Here is an 18,793-nt window from a genome sequence, read left to right as displayed (position 1 = left end):
TCGTTTTCGAAAGGAGCATTCAGATGAGCCAGGCTAACGCTGAGTTTATCCCGACCCGTATTGCTATTCTTACCGTTTCCAACCGCCGCGGCGAAGAGGACGATACCTCCGGCCACTGGCTGCGCGATGCGCTGCACGAAGCGGGACATACCCTCGTCGATAAGGCTATTGTGAAAGAGAACCGCTACGCGATTCGCGCCCAGGTTTCGGCGTGGATTGCCAGCGATGAGGTGCAGGTGGTGTTGATCACCGGTGGTACCGGTTTTACCGATGGCGATCAGGCGCCGGAAGCGTTGCTGCCGCTGTTTGACCGCGAGGTCGAAGGTTTTGGCGAAGTGTTCCGTATGCTCTCCTTTGAAGAGATAGGCACCTCGACGCTGCAGTCCCGCGCCGTTGCTGGCGTTGCCAACCGCACGCTGATTTTCGCGATGCCGGGCTCGACCAAGGCCTGCGCCACCGCGTGGGAAAATATTATCGCGCCACAGCTGGATGCGCGCACTCGCCCGTGCAACTTCATTCCTCATTTAAAGAAATAGTTTATGTCACAACTGACCCACATTAACGCCGCGGGCGAAGCCCACATGGTTGACGTCTCCGGCAAAGCGGAAACGGTACGCGAGGCGCGCGCTGAGGCTTACGTCGAAATGCAGGCCGCAACGCTTGCGATGATTATCGACGGCAGCCACCATAAAGGCGATGTATTCGCCACCGCGCGTATCGCCGGGATTCAGGCCGCGAAACGTACCTGGGAGCTGATCCCGCTGTGTCATCCGCTGATGCTCAGCAAAGTAGAAGTGAACCTGCAGGCGCAGCCGGAGCATAACCGCGTGCGCATTGAGTCACTCTGCCGCCTGACCGGTAAAACCGGCGTAGAAATGGAAGCGCTGACCGCGGCCTCGGTTGCCGCGCTGACCATCTACGACATGTGTAAAGCGGTACAGAAAGATATGGTCATTGGCCCGGTTCGTCTGCTGGCGAAAAGCGGCGGCAAGTCCGGCGATTTTAAGGTGGAGGAAGCCCATGATTAACGTCCTGTTTTTTGCCCAGGTGCGCGAACTGGTTGGCACCGATACCCTGACTCTCGACGCCAGCGAATTGCCGACCGTTGAAGCCGTGCGTCAGCAGCTTGCCGCGCGCGGGGACCGCTGGGCGCTGGCGCTGGAAGAAGGAAAATTGCTGGCGGCGGTCAACCAGACGCTGACCTCGTTTGACCATCCGGTCGCGAGCGGCGACGAAGTGGCGTTTTTCCCGCCGGTCACCGGGGGCTAAGATGACGCAGACTCGTATCGTGGTAAGCCCGGCGCGCTTTTGCGTCGGCGATGAGTATCCGTGGCTGGCCGAGCGCGATGAAGACGGCGCGGTGGTCACCTTCACCGGCAAAGTACGTAATCACAATCTCGGCGACAGCGTGAAAGCGCTGACGCTGGAGCACTATCCGGGCATGACCGAGAAATCGCTGTCGGAAATCGTCGAACAGGCGCGGGAACGTTGGCCGCTTGGCCGGGTGACGGTTATCCATCGCATTGGCGAAATGTGGCCGGGCGAAGAGATTGTTTTTGTTGGTGTGACCAGCGCCCACCGCGGCAGCGCCTTCGCCGCCGGCGAGTTCATCATGGATTACCTGAAAACCCGCGCGCCGTTCTGGAAACGCGAGGCGACGCCGGATGGCGAACGCTGGGTCGATGCCCGCGACAGCGATCATCAGGCGGCAGAGCGCTGGTAGTGTGATACGCTTACTGAGAGAAACTTGTTAATCAGGAGATAGTCATGGACAGATTCCCTCGTTCCGATTCCATTGTTCAGAGCCGCAGCGGCCTGCAGACCTACATGGCGCAGGTTTACGGCTGGATGACGGTCGGGTTGTTGTTAACCGCGTTTATCGCGTGGTTTGCGGCGAATACCCCGGCGGTCATGATGTTCGTCTTTTCAAGCAAAATCACTTTCTTCGGGCTGATCATCGCCCAACTGGCGCTGGTGTTTGTGCTCTCAGGGATGGTGCAGCGCTTAAGCGCGGGTATGGCGACGACGCTGTTTATGCTTTATTCGGCGTTAACAGGGCTAACGTTAGCGAGCATCTTTATTGTTTATACCTATTCGTCTATCGCCAGCACTTTTGTGGTGACCGGCGGGATGTTCGGGGCGATGAGCCTGTATGGGTACACCACTAAGCGCGATCTGAGCGGCTTCGGCAGCATGCTGTTTATGGGGCTGATTGGTATCGTGCTGGCGTCGCTGGTTAACCTGTGGCTGAAGAGCGAAGCGCTGATGTGGGCGGTAACCTACATTGGTGTGCTGGTGTTTGTTGGCCTGACCGCCTACGACACCCAGAAGCTGAAAAACATCGGCGAGCAGATTGATACCCGCGATAGCGCCACGCTGCGTAAATACTCTATTCTCGGCGCCTTAACGCTGTATCTGGACTTCATCAACCTGTTCCTGATGCTGCTGCGTATCTTCGGCAACCGCCGTTAATATCATCCCGGATAGCGGCGCGATGCGCCTTATCCGGGCTACCAAACCAGGCAATCCGCAAAAATGTCGCCCGGTAAGCGCAACCGGGCCGTTTCATCCGCGGGCCAGCTTGCGCTCGTTTTTTTGCCGCAGCTTTTTCGCCCGACTCTCCAGCACCAGATAGGCGATGGTCGCCAGCAGCAACGGCAGAAAATAGTACAGCGCGCGCCACGCCAGCAGAGCGGCAATTATCGCCCCCTTCGAAATCGACTCGCCGGAGAGCATGGCGATAAACACCGCCTCCAGCACGCCAATCCCGGCGGGAATATGAACGATAACGCCGGCGATACTGCTCACCAGCAGCACGCCCAGCACCAAAAAATAGTTAATCTCGCTGCCCAGTAGCAGCCAGATAATCGCCCCCATCACCATCCAGTTCGCCGCTGAAATCCCGATCTGTAGTAGAGCGAAACGAAAAGAGGGCAGCACCAACCGCTGTCCCTTAATCGTCATGTGGCGGCGTTTGGCGAAGGCGCAACCGAAAAGATAGATCAGGGTTAAAAGCAGCAGAACGCCGCCAATAATACGCAGCGTGGTTTGACTGATGTACCAGTGCGGCGGCAACGTCACCAGATTCGCGGTGAAAATGACGCCGCCCAGTAGAATATAGCCCAACCAGTTGGTGGTAATGCTAAGCGAGAAAATACGGGTAATAGTGCCGCCGTTCAGCCCCAGCCGCGAGTACAACCGATAGCGCATCCCGATCCCGCCGACCCAGGTGCTGAGCGTCAGGTTAAAGGCGTAGCAGATAAACGACACCAGCATCACCTGTTTTTTTGCCAGCTTGTGGCCGCACCAGGCTCGCCCGAGCAGATCGTAGCAGCCATAAATCAGGTAGCTGACGATAACCAACCCAACGGCGCTAAATAGCGCCAGACGATCGTAGCCGCGGATGACCTTCCATACATCCTGCCAGTCGACCTTTTGCGCGTAAATCACCAGCAATACGATGACGGCGATAAAAAAGAGCACGGTCAGCACTCTTTTCGCCATCCGCCAGCGGGGATGCGATTTGCTCATAGCGGATTGTCTCTGGTTTGCGTTTCTACCCGGTCCTGGGTTTCGATTTCCGGCTGCACCGGCGGGGTGACCCTGGCTAATTGCGGGGTATGCGCCGGCAGCCAACCGACCCAGGCGGGGAAGTGGCGCAGAAAGTGGAAGGCCAGCACGCTGACGCCGAGCCGCCACCAGTTGCGTTTTGGCAGCATAGACTTATCTATCTGCTGGCAATCTCTGGCGATAAGGCCGTTGAGGTTATCGCGCAGGGTCTGGTTGAACTCGCGGTCGTGGATAATCAGGTTGGCCTCCAGATTCAACGACAGGCTCAGCGGGTCGAGGTTACTGGAACCGACGGTGGCCCAGTGGTCGTCCGCCAGCGCAACCTTGCCATGCAGCGGACGGCGGCGGTATTCATACACCTGAACGCCGCCTTTAATCAGGTAGTGGTACAGCAGGTGGGCGCCAAACTTAACAATCGGAATGTCCGGCTCGCCCTGGACAATCAGCTTCACCCGTACGCCGCGCCGCGCGGCATTGCGCATCGCGTGCAGCAGACGGTAGCCGGGAAAGAAATAGGCGTTGGCGATGATGACCTCGCGGCGGGCGCTGGTCAGCATTTTCAGATAGTGACGTTCAATATCGTCACGATGTTCATGGTTATCGCGCCAGATAAACAGCGCCTGCGCTTCGCCAGGGGTTTGGTTAATTTCCGGCTGATGCCGACGGCGTCGCCACCAGCGGCGGGCTGCCTCGCTGGTGGGCAGGTTCTCCAGTTCGAATTGGAGAATATCGAGCACCACCGGCCCTTCAACCTGCACGGCATAATCCTGTTTCGCCTCCGGTCCGTAATCGCTCATGTGCTCGGCAGAGTAGTTAATGCCGCCAACAAACGCGGTTGTGTCGTCAATCACCACGATTTTTCGATGCATGCGGCGGAATAAATTGGTACGCATGCCCATGAGGCGCGGGCGCGGATCGTAGTAGCGGAAAACCACGCCAGCGGCGGTGAGTTCGCCGACAAACTCATCGCTGAGGTCCGGCGAGCCGTAGCCGTCGAGCAGCACTTCCACCTGAATACCCCGGCGGGCGGCTTTCAGTAGCACCGCATGCAGTCGCCAGCCCACCTCGTCTTCAAACCAGATAAAGGATTCAAGGATCACCTTGCGCTGCGCGCGGCCAATGGCGGCGAATAACGCCGGATAATACTGGTCGCCATTCTCCAGTAGGGTAATGCGATTGCCTTCCTGCCAGCGACATTTCACAGATGTATCTCCACGCTCAGGGGCGCATGATCGGACAGATGCCGCCAGTGTTTAAGCGCCAGCGCCTTCGGATGGCTGGCATGCGCATTCTTAACGTAAATACGATCGAGGCGCAGCAACGGGAAAGCGACCGGGAAGGTGCGTAGCGGCCGCCCGCGGGCGCGGGTAAAAATCTCCTCAAGCCCCGCCTGCGCTTTTAAAGGCTGATTAGCCTGCTGGCGCCAGTCGTTGAAGTCGCCTGCCACCACCACCGGATCGCCTGCCGGTAGCGTATTGACCCACTCCGCCAGCATCGTTAGCTGTGCCTGCCGCTGGTGCGCGCGAAGACCGAGATGCACGCAGATGACGTGGATCGTCGTGCCGCTGTGCGGAGGTACGATGCGACAGTAAAGCAGGCCGCGTTTTTCGCCATTGCCGACCGAGATATCGCGATTTTCATAATATTCAATGGGAAAGCGCGACAGTACGGCATTGCCGTGATGGCCTTCGGGGTAGACCGCGTTGCGCCCGTAGGCGTAATCGCTCCACATGGTGTCGGCAAGAAACTCGTAATGGGTGGTATCAGGCCAGTTTTCGATATGCAAAGGGTGCACTTCGTGCGCGCCCATCACTTCCTGTAGGCAAACTATGTCGGCGCTGACGCTGCGAACGGCCTCGCGCAGTTCGGGCAAAATAAAACGCCGATTAAACGCCGTAAAGCCCTTGTGGGTGTTAATTGTCAGCACGTTCACCGAAATTCGCGACGTTGGCTTAGCCATAATTCTCCAGTTAATGTCACTTTCCTGAATAAAATAGTGTAGTAGACGTCACAAAAAGATGCGGTGATACGGAATTTTCCGTAAAGTGCGGTACTCTGAGTAACAGAGAAAAATCCTTCAGGAGAGAAGCCATGAAGTGGCAACAACGTGTACGCGTCGCAACGGGTCTTAGTTGCTGGCAGATTATGTTGCATCTACTGGTCGTGGCGGTACTGGTGATGGGTTGGCTGAGCGGCGCGCTGGTGCGCGTCGGATTAGGGCTGTGCGTATTGTACGGCGTCACGCTGCTGGCGATGTTGTTTTTACAGCGTCACCATGAAGCGCGCTGGCGCGATGTCGGGGACTTCCTTGAGGAACTCACCACGACCTGGTACTTCGGCGCCGCCATGATAGTGCTCTGGTTGTTGTCGCGCGTGCTGCACAACAACCTGCTGTTGGCCCTCGCCGGGCTGGTCATACTGGCAGGCCCGGCGGTGGTATCGCTGCTGGCGAAAGATAAAAAACTAGGCAATCTTTCTTCGGAACATCGCATACGCCGCTGAGCCGGTAGTGGCCGCTATGACTAATAGCGGCCACAAACTTCCCCACACAATCTTCAGACTCGCATCCTTCAGATAAATTTGCTTGGTGATATCGGTAAAGTGCCGGATTGGGTTTATCCAGGTCAAATCCTGCAGCCACTGCGGCATGTTTTCTACCGGTGAAACGTAGCCGGATAGCAGAATCGCCGGCATCATAAAGACGAACACGCCGATAAATGCCTGCTGCTGGGTTGAACACAGCGAAGAAATCAATAAGCCAAAGCCCACCAGCGATAGACCGTAAATCAGCATGGTGAAATAGAACAGCAGCAGCGAGCCGGCAAACGGGATCTGATAAGCCCAGATACCGATCGCCAGCACGATAGTCGCCTGCATCGTGGCGACTATCAGCGCCGGAACGGCTTTGCCAACGAAGATTTGCCAGGTGGCGAGCGGTGAGACCAACAGCTGATCGAGGGTACCCTGTTCACGCTCGCGAGCCACCGACAGCGAGGTGACGATCATCACCCCGATGGTGGTGATCATGGCGATAAGCGACGGCACCACGAACCATTTATAGTCGAGATTCGGGTTGTACCAGTTGCGTACCACCAGTTCGCTGTTGTTCGGTTTCGCTTTATCCTGCAGCAGATCCTGCTGATAGTTTTTAACAATCTGCTGTAGATAGTTAGCGGCGATTTGCGCGCTGTTGGAGTTACGCCCGTCGAGCAGTAGCTGTAGCGGGGCGGTTTGATAGTTGTCGAGATTACGCGAGAAATCCGCCGGGAAGCGCACCACGAGCAGGGCTTTTTGTTCATCGATGGTCGGTTGAATCGCCTGCGGGCTTTTCAGCAGCAGGACGTGGGTAAAGGCTTTGGCGCGGGCAAAGCGCTGGGTGAGCTCCACCGCGTGGCGGCCGCTATCTTCGTTATAGATAGCGATGGTAGCGTTGGTCACCTCAAGCGTGGCGGCAAAGGGAAACAACAATACCTGAATCAGCACCGGCATGATTAAAATCATCCGCGTTTGCGGTTCGCGCAGCAGCGACTGCAGCTCTTTGCGGATTAATGTCCATAAACGATGAAACATAAAACCTTCCTCATGTCGGACCCGGGCGACCGAAACTTACCGTAGGCCCGGTAAGCGTAGCGCCACCGGGCAAAATTCGAGCGCAGGGTTAATCCAGACGCCGTTTGGTTTTCAGCCACGTCAGGCCGATAAACATCACCGCCGAAGCAATCAAAAACAGCACGTTCACCAGCAGCACCACCGGAATATTGCCCGCCAGAAACAGGCTTTGCAGGGTGTTGACGAAATAACGCGCCGGGATCACGTAGGTCACCGCGCGGATCACCGCCGGCATACTGTCTATCTGGAAAATAAACCCGGACAACATAATCGATGGTAAAAAAGCGGCGTTCAACGCGACCTGCGCAGCGTTAAACTGGTTGCGGGTAATGGTCGAGATCAGTAACCCCATTCCCAGCGTACTAAGCAAAAACAGGCTGGTGATGACAAACAGAATCAGCAGCGAGCCGCGATAGGGCACGCCGAGAATAAATACCGATACCAGCATACACAGCAACATCGCCAGCATGCCGAGGAAATAGTAGGGAATTATCTTGCACAGCAGCAGTTCGGCGCGGGTGATTTCAGTGGATAGCAGCGCTTCCATGGTGCCGCGTTCCCATTCGCGCGCTACCACCAGCGAGGTCAATATCGCGCCGACCACGGTCATGATGATGGTAATTGCGCCAGGGATAATAAAGTGCTGACTGATGGCCGCCGGGTTAAACCAGTAGCGCATCTGCACGTCGATAAGCGGTTCAAAGGTCTCACCGCGGTCTTCTGCCCGCTGCTGTTGCCAGATCTGCCAGATACCTTCGACGTAGCCCTGCGCGAAGTTAGCGGTATTCGGTTCGCTACCGTCGGTAATTAACTGAATCGGCGCATTGGCGCCGGCGCGGGCCATCTGACGGTCAAAGTCGACGGGAATGACGACCATCGCGCGGATGCGCCCGGCCTGCATCAGCTCAATCAACTGCTGGCGATTATCGCTGACGGTGGCGTCGATATAGGGCGAGCCGGTCATGGTATGGACGAAATCCAGCGCCTCTTCGCTCTGCTGCTCCAGCAATACGCCGACTCGCAGTTTGCTGGAGTCGAGGTTTATGCCGTAGCCGAAGATAAACAGCAGGAGCAGGGGGATCACCACCGCAATTAGCCAACTGCTGGGATCGCGGACGATCTGTCGGGTCTCTTTGACACACAGCGCGCGAACCCGTCGCCAGGAAAGAATGCTATTGCTCATGACCGTTTTCCTTGTCCCATTGGTTAATCAGGGTAATAAACGCCTGTTCCATAGTGGGATCCGCCTGACTGTCATTCGCCGCCTGCGCCTTCAGCGCGTCCGGCGTGCCGCTGGCGATAAGCTTGCCGTGGTAGACCAGCCCGATGCGGTCGCAGTATTCCGCCTCATCCATAAAGTGGGTAGTCACCATTACCGTGACCCCTTTATCGACCATGCTGTTGATATGCAGCCAGAATTCGCGGCGAGTAAGCGGGTCGACACCGGAGGTGGGTTCATCGAGAAACAGAATGTCGGGTTCATGCATCAACGAGCAGGCCAGCGCCAGCCGCTGCTTGTAGCCGAGCGGTAGCTCGTCGGCGGCGTGGCCGGCGATACTTTTCAGGCCGAAGGCATCGCTCATGCGCGCGATTTTTTCATTTTGCGCCCGGCCGCGTAGACCGTAAACGCCGGAGAAAAAACGCAGGTTCTGCTCGACGCTGAGGTTGCCGTACAGCGAGAATTTTTGCGCCATATAGCCTAAATGCTGGCGCGCTTTACCGGAGCTGACCTTGAGATCCATTCCCAGCACCAGCGCTTTTCCGTCGGTCGGCACCAGCAGGCCGCACATCATTTTGAAGGTCGTGGATTTACCGGCGCCGTTAGGGCCAAGCAGGCCGAAAATCTCACCGCGTTTAACCTGGAAATCGACGTGGTCGGTGGCGGCGAAATCACCAAACTTTTTCGTTAACGACCGTGCTTCAATGACCGTTTCGTCTTTGTTGCCGTCCACGTGATGAATAATCTCTCCTAACGGCGACTCGGCGGTTCCGGCGCCGCCTAACAGGTCGATAAAGGCGTCTTCAAAACGCGGCGCGGTTTCGGCCACCTGTAGCGGCGGCATGTTGCCGTTTTGCTGAACCTCATCAATGCGGGCTGCCTTTTTCAGGATCAAACGCACCGATTTGCCCTGAATCACGCCATCGCTAATTTGCGGTAGTTTCAACGCCCGCTGCAACAGGCGGCGGTTGTTTTCCTGCGGGCTGGAGACCAGAAAGCTGCGCCCGGCCATGGTTTGCGTCAGCGCCTTCGGTTCGCCCTGGTAAAGCAATTTACCTTCGTTCATCAGCAGCACATCGCGGCACTGCTCGGCTTCATCGAGATAAGAGGTGCTCCACAAAATTAGCATGCCGTCGCCGGCCAGTTCGTGCACCATCTGCCACAGCTCGCGGCGCGAGATAGGGTCGACCCCGACTCCGGGCTCATCTAACAACAGCACTTTAGGATCGCCTACCAATGTACAGGCGAGCCCCAGCTTTTGTTTCATGCCGCCGGAGAGTTTGCCGGCTAATCGCCCGGTGAAAGGGCCAAGAGATGTGAATTCCAGCAGGCGCTCGAATATTTTCTTGCGCGCCTCGCCGGTGACGCTGCGCAGATCGGCGTACAGGTTCAGGTTTTCCATCACCGTCAGATCTTCATACAGACCGAATTTCTGCGGCATATAGCCGAGCGCCGCGTGCAGCGCGCCGTCGTCCTTCAGCGGATCGAAGCCGATTACGCTGGCGCTGCCCTCATCAGGCTTAAGTAAACCGGCCAGCATTCGCATCAGGGTGGTTTTACCCGCACCATCGGGGCCGACAAGCCCGGTAACGTATCCGGCGTGGAGCGTACAGTTCAGCGGCGCGACCGCCGGCCTATCCATACCTGGAAAACGACGGCTCAGGCCATTAAAGGTAATGACGTCCTTACTCATGCCCGTTTCCGTTGCTGAAGGAGACGGTCACCGGCATGCCCTGACGCAGCGAGGCGTCGGCGTCGTTCACCACGATGCGCAAGCGGTAGACGAGATCGGTGCGCAAATCCGGTGTTTCCACGGTCTTTGGCGTGAATTCGGCGCTGGGGGAGACAAAGCCGATTTTACCGTGATAGGGCTTGTTCGGCCGGCTATCGGTATACAGCAGTACTTCGCGCCCCGGCTGCGCCTGGCCAAGGTTTTTCTCGTCAACGTAGGCGCGTACCCAAACCGGATGGGTTAATGACAGCGTCAACACCGTGCCGCCGGCGTTCAACATGGTGCCGGGCTCTACGGCTCGGGTCATCAGGGTACCGTCGGACGGCGCGGTCAGTACGGTATCGTGCAGGTCCAGTTTAGCCTGCGCCAGGGCCGCCTGCGCCTGTTCAAGGCTGGCTTTGGCCTGGGCAATTTCCTGCGGGCGGTTACCGGCGCGATATTGACGCAGTTTGTCCTGCGCCGATTTTAGGGTCGCCTGCGCCTGATCGCGTGAAGAACGGGCGTTTTCGAGGTCGTTGGCGGAAATCGCGCTGCTGGCGCGCAGGCCGAGCTGACGTTGATAAAAATTCTGCGCATAGACCCAGGCGGCCTGCGCCTGGTTCACCGCGGCCGCCGCCTGAGCAATCTCTTCGGCACGGTAGCCCGCCATCATCAAATCGTACTGCGCCTGGGCGGTGGAGACGTTGGCCTGCGCCTGTTGCAGCGCGTTTTCATATGGCGCGCGGTCAAGTTCGCCGAGGGTTTGCCCACGGCGAATTTCATCGCCTTCATCGACGTTCAGGGTTGCCAGCCGCCCGCCGACGCGGAAGCTCATATTCACAGTGCGAATATCGACATTGCCGTAGAGAGTGAGATCTTTTGCCTGGCTGCTTTGATACCACCACCAGCCGCCGCCGAGCGCGGCGAGCACGATGACGACCAATAGAACGACGACGGGTTTTTTCATGATCCCAGGCTCCTTTGCGCTAACCCTTGCAGAATGAAATCGATATGACAGGTGATCACCTGAAAAATTTGTTCAGCCTTTTGTTGATCGAACTGCGCCCAGCCGGTTCGCAGTAAAATGGTTTCCCGCCCGAGCCGGAAGGCCAGCACCTCGCCAAGCAGGGCGTGGGTGTGCAGAATCATCTGCGTATCGTTGGCATCGCGCCCGGTCCAGGCGGCGATAAGCCGGGTCAAATAGCTATGTAGCGGAGCGATAACCTGCTGGTGGATTAGCTGGTAAGCCGCGGTAGGGGAGAGCTGCTCGCGAGAGATAAACTTGCTGAGGTTGACCGTGTCGTCCTGGGTCAGCAGCAGACTCATATCGCGGCAGCTGCGCAGGATCAATTCCCGCAGCGCCGGTTTGTCAGGTTTCGTCTGGGCCAACAGGGCTTCGGCCGCCTCGGCATGCGGGCGGAAATTCTCGCCGATACAGTCGGCGATCCACTGTGCGCAGGCGAGATACAGGTCGTCTTTCGAACCGAAATAATAGGTGATAGCGGCGATATTCTGCCCGGCCTGCGCGGCGATATCGCGGGTCGTCGCATGGAGGCCATACTCGCCGAATTGCGCGATGGCGGCGGCGATAAGCTGGCTTTTGGCTTGTTCGCCTTTACTGGTCACGGAGGTACTGTTCATCGCACTCTAAAAAATTAATCAATCGATTGATTAATAATAGGGGCGATTCGCTGAACTGTCCACCATGGTGAAGACGAAAAATTACCCGGCGCAAGCGAGCATTATTTTGCTGGTAATTCCTGCGGGGATATTTTATGCGGTTCGTCACAAAATCTGCTAAACTGCGCCCCTTCATGGCATTGTGGTTTTTGCCATCTCTATCGCAATAATCTCCCTGAAAACTACGCCCTTAAACGGGCCGGGGCGGTTCGGAGTTGTTATGTCTTTTGATTCCCTTGGCCTGAATCCCGATATCCTGCGCGCCGTCGCCGAGCAGGGCTACGTTGAGCCGACCCCTATCCAGCAGCAGGCGATCCCGGCAGTACTGCAGGGCCGCGATCTGATGGCCAGCGCCCAGACCGGGACCGGCAAGACCGCCGGTTTTACGCTGCCGCTGCTGCAGCGCCTGACCCAGGAGCAGCCGCACGCGAAGGGGCGCCGTCCGGTGCGCGCCCTGATCCTGACGCCGACCCGCGAACTGGCGGCGCAGGTGGGTGAGAATGTCCGCGACTACAGCAAATATCTCAATATCCGCTCGCTGGTGGTTTTCGGCGGCGTGAGCATCAACCCGCAGATGATGAAGCTGCGCGGCGGCGTCGATATCCTCGTCGCCACCCCAGGCCGTCTGCTGGATCTTGAACATCAGAACGCGGTCAGCCTGGATAAAGTCGAAGTGCTGGTACTGGATGAAGCCGACCGCATGCTGGATATGGGCTTTATCCACGACATCCGCCGCGTGCTGGCTAAACTGCCGCCGCGTCGTCAAAACCTGCTGTTCTCCGCCACCTTCTCTGATGAGATCAAGGCGCTGGCGGAAAAACTGCTGCATAACCCGCTGGAAGTCGAAGTGGCGCGCCGCAACACCGCCTCTGAGCAGATCACCCAGCACGTTCACTTTGTGGATAAGAAACGTAAGCGTGAACTGCTCTCGCAGCTGATTGGCGAAGGCAATTGGCAGCAGGTGCTGGTCTTTACCCGTACCAAGCACGGTGCCAACCATCTGGCGGAGCAGCTGAATAAAGACGGTATCCGTAGCGCCGCCATCCACGGCAATAAGAGCCAGGGTGCGCGTACCCGCGCGCTGGCTGACTTTAAATCCGGCGGTATTCGTGTGCTGGTCGCCACCGACATCGCCGCGCGCGGGCTCGACATCGAAGAGCTGCCGCACGTGGTCAACTATGAGCTGCCGAACGTGCCGGAAGATTACGTACACCGGATTGGCCGTACCGGCCGCGCGGCGGCGACCGGCGAAGCACTGTCGCTGGTCTGCGTGGACGAGCATAAGCTGCTGCGTGATATCGAGCGTCTGCTGAAAAAAGAGATCCCGCGTATTGCTATTGCCGGTTATGAGCCGGATCCGTCGATTAAAGCGGAGCCAATTCAAAACGGTCGTCAGCAGCGTGGCGGCGGCCGCGGTCAGGGGCAGGGACAGGGACGCGGCGGTCAGAGCCAGGGCCGTAGCCAACAGGCGCCGCGCCGTCAGGATGGCGAAGCGCCGAAAGCGCGTACCCAGGACGGTAAACCACCGCGTCGTCGTCGCCCGCGTAAACCTGCCGGCGAATAAGACGCTGTTGCCTGGGACGATAAAGCGCTCAGGCATCATCACGGCTCGTCTGCCCGCGTGCGCGGCGGCGGGCCGTTTTTTTTGCCGTTCATTGCGTTTTTTATCGAGCGCGATTCCACCCTCTACAGAAAGCAATACCTCCTGGCCGGCAAAAATGGCACAATAGTGGCTGTTTATACAGTATTCAGGTTTTCTCATGGCTTTGACCGCTGCGCTTAAAGCGCAAATCGCCGCCTGGTATAAGGCGCTTCAGGAACAGATCCCGGACTTTATCCCCCGAGCCCCGCAGCGGCAGATGATCGCCGATGTGGCGAAAACGCTCGCCGGGGAAGAGGGGCGGCATCTGGCTATCGAAGCGCCGACCGGCGTCGGCAAAACGCTGTCATATCTGATCCCCGGCATCGCCATTGCCCGTGAGGAACAAAAAACGCTGGTGGTCAGTACCGCCAACGTCGCGCTGCAGGATCAAATCTACAGTAAAGACCTGCCGCTGCTGCGCAAGATTATTCCCGACCTGCGCTTTACCGCCGCCTTTGGCCGTGGTCGCTACGTTTGTCCGCGTAATCTGGCGGCGCTGGCCAGTACCGAGGCGACGCAGCAGGATCTGCTGGCGTTCCTCGATGACGATCTGACGCCAAAAAACCAGGCCGAACAAAAGCTCTGCGCGACGCTGAAAACCGATCTCGACGGCTATAAATGGGACGGCCTGCGCGATCATACCGACAAGCCCATTGATGACGCCCTGTGGGGGCGGCTGAGCACCGATAAAGCCAGCTGTCTTAACCGCAACTGCCACTACTACCGTGAATGCCCATTCTTCGTCGCCCGGCGCGAAATCCAGGAAGCGGAAGTGGTGGTGGCCAACCATGCGTTGGTGATGGCGGCCATGGAGAGCGAAGCGGTGCTGCCAGAGCCGAAAAACCTGCTGTTGGTGCTCGACGAAGGTCACCATCTGCCGGACGTCGCCCGCGACGCCTTAGAGATGAGCGCGGAGATAACCGCGCCATGGTACCGGCTGCAGTTGGATCTGTTCAGCAAATTGGTGGCGACCTGCATGGAGCAATTCCGTCCGAAGACCACGCCGCCGTTGGCCAATCCGGAACGGTTAAATGAACACTGCGAAGAGCTGTATGAGCTTATCGCCTCGCTCAATAATATTCTCAATCTCTATATGCCTGCCGCCCAGGAGGCGGAGCATCGCTTCCCGATGGGCGAACTGCCGCAGGAAGTGATGGAGATTTGCCAGCGGCTGGCCAAGCTCACCGAAATGCTGCGCGGGCTGGCGGAGCTGTTTCTCAACGATCTTAGCGAAAAGACCGGCAGTCACGACGTGGTGCGCCTGCATCGTATCCTGCTGCAGATGAACCGGGCCCTTGGCATGTTCGAAAGTCAGAGCAAGCTGTGGCGGCTGGCCTCAATGGCGCAGTCTTCCGGCGCGCCGGTGACCAAGTGGGCCACCCGCGAGATTCGCGATGGCCAGATCCATGTCTGGTTCCACTGCGTGGGAATCCGCGTCAGCGATCAGCTCGAACGTCTGCTGTGGCGCAGCGTGCCGCATATTGTCGTCACCTCGGCGACGCTGCGTTCGTTGAATAGCTTCTCGCGCCTGCAGGAGATGAGCGGCCTGAAAGAGAAAGCGGGCGATCGTTTCGTGGCGCTGGACTCGCCGTTCAATCACGTCGAGCAGGGAAAAATCATTATTCCGCAAATGCGCTATGAGCCGCTTATTGATAATGAAGAGCAGCACATCGCCGAAATGGCGGCTTTTTTCCGTGAGCAGGTCGAGAGCAAAAAGCATCTTGGTATGCTGGTGCTGTTCGCCAGCGGGCGGGCCATGAATCGCTTTCTGGAACATGTTACCGATCTGCGCCTGATGCTGCTGGTGCAGGGCGACCAGCCGCGCTATCGACTGGTCGAGCTGCATCGTAAACGCGTTGAAGGCGGCGAGCGCAGCGTGTTGGTTGGCCTGCAATCTTTTGCCGAAGGGCTGGATTTAAAAGGCGAGCTGTTAAGCCAGGTGCATATCCATAAAATCGCCTTCCCGCCGATCGACAGCCCGGTGGTGATCACCGAAGGCGAGTGGTTGAAAAGCCTCAACCGCTATCCCTTTGAGGTGCAAAGCCTGCCGAGCGCCTCATTCAACCTGATTCAACAGGTCGGGCGCCTGATCCGTAGCCATCAGTGCTGGGGCGAAGTCATTATTTACGATAAGCGCCTGCTGACTAAAAATTACGGCGCGCGATTGTTAAATGCGTTACCGGTATTTCCCATAGAGCAGCCGGGCGTTCCCGAGGTTATAGTAAAAAGCAAAGCAAAACAGACGCGTCGCCGACGCCGCTAAGCGCATAAGCGGTGCGGTCGGCGGAGCCTACCGCTGGAGGGAGCAAGTCGATGGATTACACCAAAATCATCAAAGAAGTCGGGCGCGGCAAAAATCACGCTCGCGACCTGGATTTAGTCACGGCCCGTGCGCTGTATACGCGGATGTTAAACGGCGAAGTGGACGATCTGGAACTGGGCGCTATTCTCATTGCGCTGCGCATCAAGGGCGAAGGCGAAGCTGAAATGCAGGGCTTTTATGAGGCGATGCAGCTACAGACCATCCGCCTGACGCCGCCGGTAGCGAAACCGATGCCGATTGTTATCCCCAGCTATAACGGCGCGCGCAAACAGGCCAACCTGACGCCGCTGCTGGCGGTACTGCTGCATAAAATCGGTTTCCCGGTGGTGGTTCATGGCGTCAGTCATGATCCAACCCGCGTCCTGACCGAGACCATTTTTGCGCTGATGGGGATCCCGGCCACCACCCACGCGGGTCAGGCCCAGGCGCGTCTCGACAGCCATGAGCCGGTCTATATCCCGGTCGGGGCGCTGTGCCCGCCGCTGGAAAAGCAGCTGGCATTGCGTTGGCAGATGGGGGTGCGCAACAGCGCGCATACGCTGGCCAAACTGGCGACGCCGTTCGCTGAAGATGCCGCGCTGCGGCTGTCGAGCGTGTCGCATCCGGAATATGTCGGCAAGGTCGCGGCGTTCTTTACGCAGATCGGTGGCCGGGCGCTGCTGATGCACGGTACCGAAGGTGAAGTCTATGCCAACCCGCAGCGCTGCCCGCAAATTAACCTGATTGATGCGGCGGGAACCAGAGTGTTGCATGAGCGGGCCGACGAGAGTGTGCAGGAAAAAGTGGCATTGCCGGAATCCAAAGATCCTGAAATTACCGCGCGCTGGATTGAGCGCTGCGTGAGCGGTAGCGAGCCGGTTCCGCAGTCGCTGAAAATTCAGCTTGCCTGCTGCCTGGTTGCCACCGGTCAGGCGACTTCGCTCGCTAATGGCCTGGCGCAGGTTGCCGAACGCTGGTAAACGGACAAAAAAAAGCCCGTCCGGTGGCTCGGACGGGCAAACAAGGGTATTTAAAAGGTCTTTTCAGGGTTAATTCAGTGGCATTTCAGAGTATTGCTGCGATTATTTGTAGATAACCGCGGTACCGCTAACTTTGTTGTTGGTGTTAGCGGAGGTGATGCTGTAGCCGGTTGCGCCAGCGGCATCGGCTTTAGCAGCCAGTTTGGCTTCCAGACCATCCAGTGTTGTTGCGCCTTCAGCGGAAACAACACCGATTTTATTCATGCTTTCTGCCTGGGCTGGGGTTACCGGCTGAGCGGCGAATGCGCCGAAAGACAGAGCGGAAAGGGCGATAGCAGCGGCAGCGTATTTGATGTTTTTCATAATTAATCTCTCGCAGTGTGTTCTGTAGGGGGACGATGTTCCGTCGATGTGATAAGTATCACGTTTTTTGTCGCGAGATAAAATCGAAGGAAATTCACAGTCTTCATCGAATTTTTTGAATGAAGAATAATTTATTGATTATTAATAAATTATTTTACGCTATTGCTGCGCTAGAAGGACAAACTAGTTGCCATGGCAACTAAAGGCACATTTTGCCACTTTTTTCGCCAAAAAACGTGCGTGAAAAGAAAGCTTAATCAGCGGTAATGAACGGTAAAGGAAGGTCAGCGTAGCTGGCTGTCTTTGGAGCCACGACGATTATATCCTGAATATGTATTGTTGTGTAAATCTTTATCCTGCTGGCACTTCACGCAGTATCTGACCCCGGCGAGCGCCTTACGCCGCGCTTCCGGAATGGGCTCTCCGCATTCTTCACAAAATTTGTTGCTCTCTCCGCCAGGAAGCTCGCTGCGGGCGCGGGCGACGGCATCGTTTACCGTGCTGTCAATTTGATCCTGGACGGCCCCATCGTTTGCCCAACCTGATGCCATGATGCGCTCCTCGTATTAGCAATCTGTAAACAGTATAGAAAATATGGGGGCAAAAAATGCGCAGCCAAGTCCCGGGCGCCGGCATTGCCGCCTGCGTATTCCCGGCGCGGGCAGAAGGATTATTTATAAATAATCGCCGTGCCGGCTAATTTGTTGCCGCCGCCAGCGGCGTTTATTCGCCAGGCAATCGCCCCCTGCTGGTGGGCTTTTTGCGCCAGTTGCGCCTGTAAGTCGTCGAGGGTGCTGGCGCCGGAGGCGGAAACTGAGCCGGACGGGCGCAGCGGGCCAACGGCCACGGCAGCGGTCTCGGGGTTGTTGGCCTGTGTGGGTAAGGAGAGGAGAGCAAGGGCGATAAAAGCGGGGGCGAGCAGAAAGGTTCTCATGGCTATATCCTCATTAACAGCATGGGACATACCTTAAGTTTAGGTCGTGATGAGCAGAACCACCGGATAAATAATAGTGGGCAAACAAGCACTTTACGCGCTTATTGCCGCCGGGCATTCGCCCGCGGCGGCATGTATTATCCTTGCTACGCTAATGTTAACGAGCGTCCGGGCGGATCATATCGAAGCGCTGGCTTTCATCAATGCTGTAGTAGGCCGTCGGCCCGCCTGCGCGTAAAATCGGCTGCGCTTTCGCGGTTTGATAAATCCCGTCTTCCAGCAGCGACTCATCGATATGCACGGCGACCACTTCACCGAGCACCAGCCAGCTATCGATGGCTTCACCGCTGGCGCGCGTTAACTGAATACACTGCGACAGGCGACATTCGAAGTTGACCGGGCTTTCCGCCACGCGCGGGGCGCGGACGATCCGGCTCGGCGCGGCGGTCAATCCGGCGCGCAGGAATTCATCTTCATGACGTGGAATAGTGGCGGAAGTTTCATTCATCGCTTCGGCGAGTGGCCGGGTAGCCAGATTCCAGACAAATTCTTTTGTTTCAACAATGTTCTGCACACTGTCTTTCCAGCCGCCGCTGGCGAAACCGATGATCGGTGGCCGATAGTTAAAGCAGTTGAAGAAGCTGTAGGGGGCGAGATTGCGTTGCCCTGCGCTATCGAGCGAAGCGATCCAGCCGATGGGGCGCGGCCCGACGATGGCATTCAGCGGGTCGTGCGGCAGGCCGTGGCCTTCGGCAGGTTGATAGAAGTACATAGAGCACCAGA

21 protein-coding genes are annotated in these 18,793 nt (G+C 57.5%); 9 read left to right on the top strand and 12 right to left on the bottom strand.

Annotated elements, in window-relative coordinates; translation table 11 throughout:
• The first annotated feature begins 23 nt into the window (after positions 1-23).
• Genes moaB through ABLU86_RS11190 form a run of 5 tightly spaced genes read left to right on the top strand, consistent with a single transcriptional unit; the run spans position 24 to position 2,472 of the window.
• The gene (gene moaB, locus ABLU86_RS11210) at positions 24-536 is read left to right on the top strand and encodes a molybdenum cofactor biosynthesis protein B (protein ID WP_020079310.1); all 513 of its coding nucleotides are present in this window, start codon (positions 24-26) and stop codon (positions 534-536) included.
• A gap of 3 nt (positions 537-539) precedes the next feature.
• Positions 540-1,028 carry a cyclic pyranopterin monophosphate synthase MoaC gene (gene moaC / locus ABLU86_RS11205; RefSeq protein WP_015367605.1) on the top strand — a complete coding sequence of 163 codons (489 nt, stop codon included), beginning with the start codon at positions 540-542 and terminating at the stop codon, positions 1,026-1,028.
• Positions 1,021-1,269, top strand: coding sequence for a molybdopterin synthase sulfur carrier subunit (gene moaD / locus ABLU86_RS11200; protein ID WP_015367604.1), 249 nt, complete (start codon positions 1,021-1,023; stop codon positions 1,267-1,269). The genes moaC and moaD overlap by 8 nt, the downstream gene beginning before the upstream one ends.
• Before the next feature lies 1 nt (position 1,270).
• Positions 1,271-1,723, top strand: coding sequence for a molybdopterin synthase catalytic subunit MoaE (gene moaE / locus ABLU86_RS11195; RefSeq protein WP_045386643.1), 453 nt, complete (start codon positions 1,271-1,273; stop codon positions 1,721-1,723).
• A 44-nt stretch (positions 1,724-1,767) separates the two neighbouring features.
• Positions 1,768-2,472: a Bax inhibitor-1/YccA family protein gene (locus ABLU86_RS11190; RefSeq protein WP_015367602.1), complete on the top strand. Its 705-nt coding sequence runs from the start codon at positions 1,768-1,770 to the stop codon at positions 2,470-2,472.
• A 93-nt stretch (positions 2,473-2,565) separates the two neighbouring features.
• Here the strand turns inward: ABLU86_RS11190 and ABLU86_RS11185 are convergent, their stop codons facing one another.
• Genes ABLU86_RS11185 through ABLU86_RS11175 form a run of 3 tightly spaced genes read right to left on the bottom strand, consistent with a single transcriptional unit; the run spans position 2,566 to position 5,530 of the window.
• Positions 2,566-3,531, bottom strand: coding sequence for a lysylphosphatidylglycerol synthase domain-containing protein (locus tag ABLU86_RS11185; RefSeq protein ID WP_042895148.1), 966 nt, complete (start codon positions 3,529-3,531; stop codon positions 2,566-2,568).
• Positions 3,528-4,772: a cardiolipin synthase ClsB gene (gene clsB, locus ABLU86_RS11180; protein WP_042895146.1), complete on the bottom strand. Its 1,245-nt coding sequence runs from the start codon at positions 4,770-4,772 to the stop codon at positions 3,528-3,530. Before clsB ends, ABLU86_RS11185 begins: the two co-directional genes overlap by 4 nt.
• Positions 4,769-5,530: an endonuclease/exonuclease/phosphatase family protein gene (locus tag ABLU86_RS11175; protein ID WP_042895144.1), complete on the bottom strand. Its 762-nt coding sequence runs from the start codon at positions 5,528-5,530 to the stop codon at positions 4,769-4,771. Before ABLU86_RS11175 ends, clsB begins: the two co-directional genes overlap by 4 nt.
• Positions 5,531-5,661: 131 nt before the next feature.
• On the opposite strand from ABLU86_RS11175, the gene ABLU86_RS11170 reads away from it, so the two are divergent.
• Positions 5,662-6,072 (top strand): YbhQ family protein, encoded by a 411-nt coding sequence (locus tag ABLU86_RS11170; protein WP_032712926.1) that lies wholly within the window; start codon positions 5,662-5,664, stop codon positions 6,070-6,072.
• Here the strand turns inward: ABLU86_RS11170 and ABLU86_RS11165 are convergent.
• From ABLU86_RS11165 to cecR, 5 genes are all read right to left on the bottom strand, one after another.
• Positions 6,034-7,140, bottom strand: a complete 1,107-nt coding sequence (locus ABLU86_RS11165; RefSeq protein ID WP_015704809.1) for an ABC transporter permease — start codon at positions 7,138-7,140, stop codon at positions 6,034-6,036. The genes ABLU86_RS11170 and ABLU86_RS11165 overlap by 39 nt on opposite strands.
• A gap of 88 nt (positions 7,141-7,228) precedes the next feature.
• On the bottom strand, positions 7,229-8,362 hold the full coding sequence (locus ABLU86_RS11160; RefSeq protein WP_042895141.1) for an ABC transporter permease: 1,134 nt from the start codon (positions 8,360-8,362) through the stop codon (positions 7,229-7,231).
• Entirely contained in the window at positions 8,352-10,091 is a 1,740-nt protein-coding gene (locus ABLU86_RS11155) for an ATP-binding cassette domain-containing protein (protein ID WP_348796126.1), read from the bottom strand. The genes ABLU86_RS11160 and ABLU86_RS11155 overlap by 11 nt, the downstream gene beginning before the upstream one ends.
• Entirely contained in the window at positions 10,084-11,076 is a 993-nt protein-coding gene (gene hlyD / locus ABLU86_RS11150; RefSeq protein WP_072382610.1) for a secretion protein HlyD, read from the bottom strand. Before hlyD ends, ABLU86_RS11155 begins: the two co-directional genes overlap by 8 nt.
• Positions 11,073-11,750: a transcriptional regulator CecR gene (cecR, locus tag ABLU86_RS11145; protein ID WP_015704813.1), complete on the bottom strand. Its 678-nt coding sequence runs from the start codon at positions 11,748-11,750 to the stop codon at positions 11,073-11,075. Before cecR ends, hlyD begins: the two co-directional genes overlap by 4 nt.
• Positions 11,751-12,009: 259 nt before the next feature.
• Between cecR and rhlE the strand changes: the two genes are divergently transcribed.
• The 3 genes from rhlE to ybiB all read left to right on the top strand — a co-directional run bounded on the left by rhlE (position 12,010) and on the right by ybiB (position 16,713).
• Positions 12,010-13,353 carry an ATP-dependent RNA helicase RhlE gene (gene rhlE, locus ABLU86_RS11140; protein WP_045360014.1) on the top strand — a complete coding sequence of 448 codons (1,344 nt, stop codon included), beginning with the start codon at positions 12,010-12,012 and terminating at the stop codon, positions 13,351-13,353.
• 196 nt (positions 13,354-13,549) lie between these two features.
• On the top strand, positions 13,550-15,694 hold the full coding sequence (gene dinG, locus ABLU86_RS11135) for an ATP-dependent DNA helicase DinG (RefSeq protein ID WP_015367590.1): 2,145 nt from the start codon (positions 13,550-13,552) through the stop codon (positions 15,692-15,694).
• Between the two features lie 50 nt (positions 15,695-15,744).
• Positions 15,745-16,713 (top strand): DNA-binding protein YbiB, encoded by a 969-nt coding sequence (gene ybiB / locus ABLU86_RS11130; RefSeq protein ID WP_045360011.1) that lies wholly within the window; start codon positions 15,745-15,747, stop codon positions 16,711-16,713.
• Between the two features lie 102 nt (positions 16,714-16,815).
• Here the strand turns inward: ybiB and ybiJ are convergent, their stop codons facing one another.
• The 4 genes from ybiJ to ABLU86_RS11110 form a co-directional block, all read right to left on the bottom strand.
• The gene (gene ybiJ / locus ABLU86_RS11125; protein ID WP_015367588.1) at positions 16,816-17,076 is read right to left on the bottom strand and encodes a DUF1471 family protein YbiJ; all 261 of its coding nucleotides are present in this window, start codon (positions 17,074-17,076) and stop codon (positions 16,816-16,818) included.
• 284 nt (positions 17,077-17,360) lie between these two features.
• Positions 17,361-17,627 (bottom strand): DksA/TraR family C4-type zinc finger protein, encoded by a 267-nt coding sequence (locus tag ABLU86_RS11120; protein WP_015367587.1) that lies wholly within the window; start codon positions 17,625-17,627, stop codon positions 17,361-17,363.
• A gap of 119 nt (positions 17,628-17,746) precedes the next feature.
• Entirely contained in the window at positions 17,747-18,010 is a 264-nt protein-coding gene (locus ABLU86_RS11115) for a YdgH/BhsA/McbA-like domain containing protein (protein WP_072269073.1), read from the bottom strand.
• Between the two features lie 157 nt (positions 18,011-18,167).
• Positions 18,168-18,782: a flavin reductase family protein gene (locus ABLU86_RS11110; RefSeq protein WP_015704818.1), complete on the bottom strand. Its 615-nt coding sequence runs from the start codon at positions 18,780-18,782 to the stop codon at positions 18,168-18,170.
• Positions 18,783-18,793: the final 11 nt, after the last annotated feature.

Origin of the sequence: Klebsiella sp. JN_Kp121 (assembly GCF_040062145.1) — a bacterium.
GTDB classification, from domain to species: domain Bacteria; phylum Pseudomonadota; class Gammaproteobacteria; order Enterobacterales; family Enterobacteriaceae; genus Klebsiella; species Klebsiella aerogenes.
This window is presented reverse-complemented; position numbering and strand designations above follow the sequence as displayed.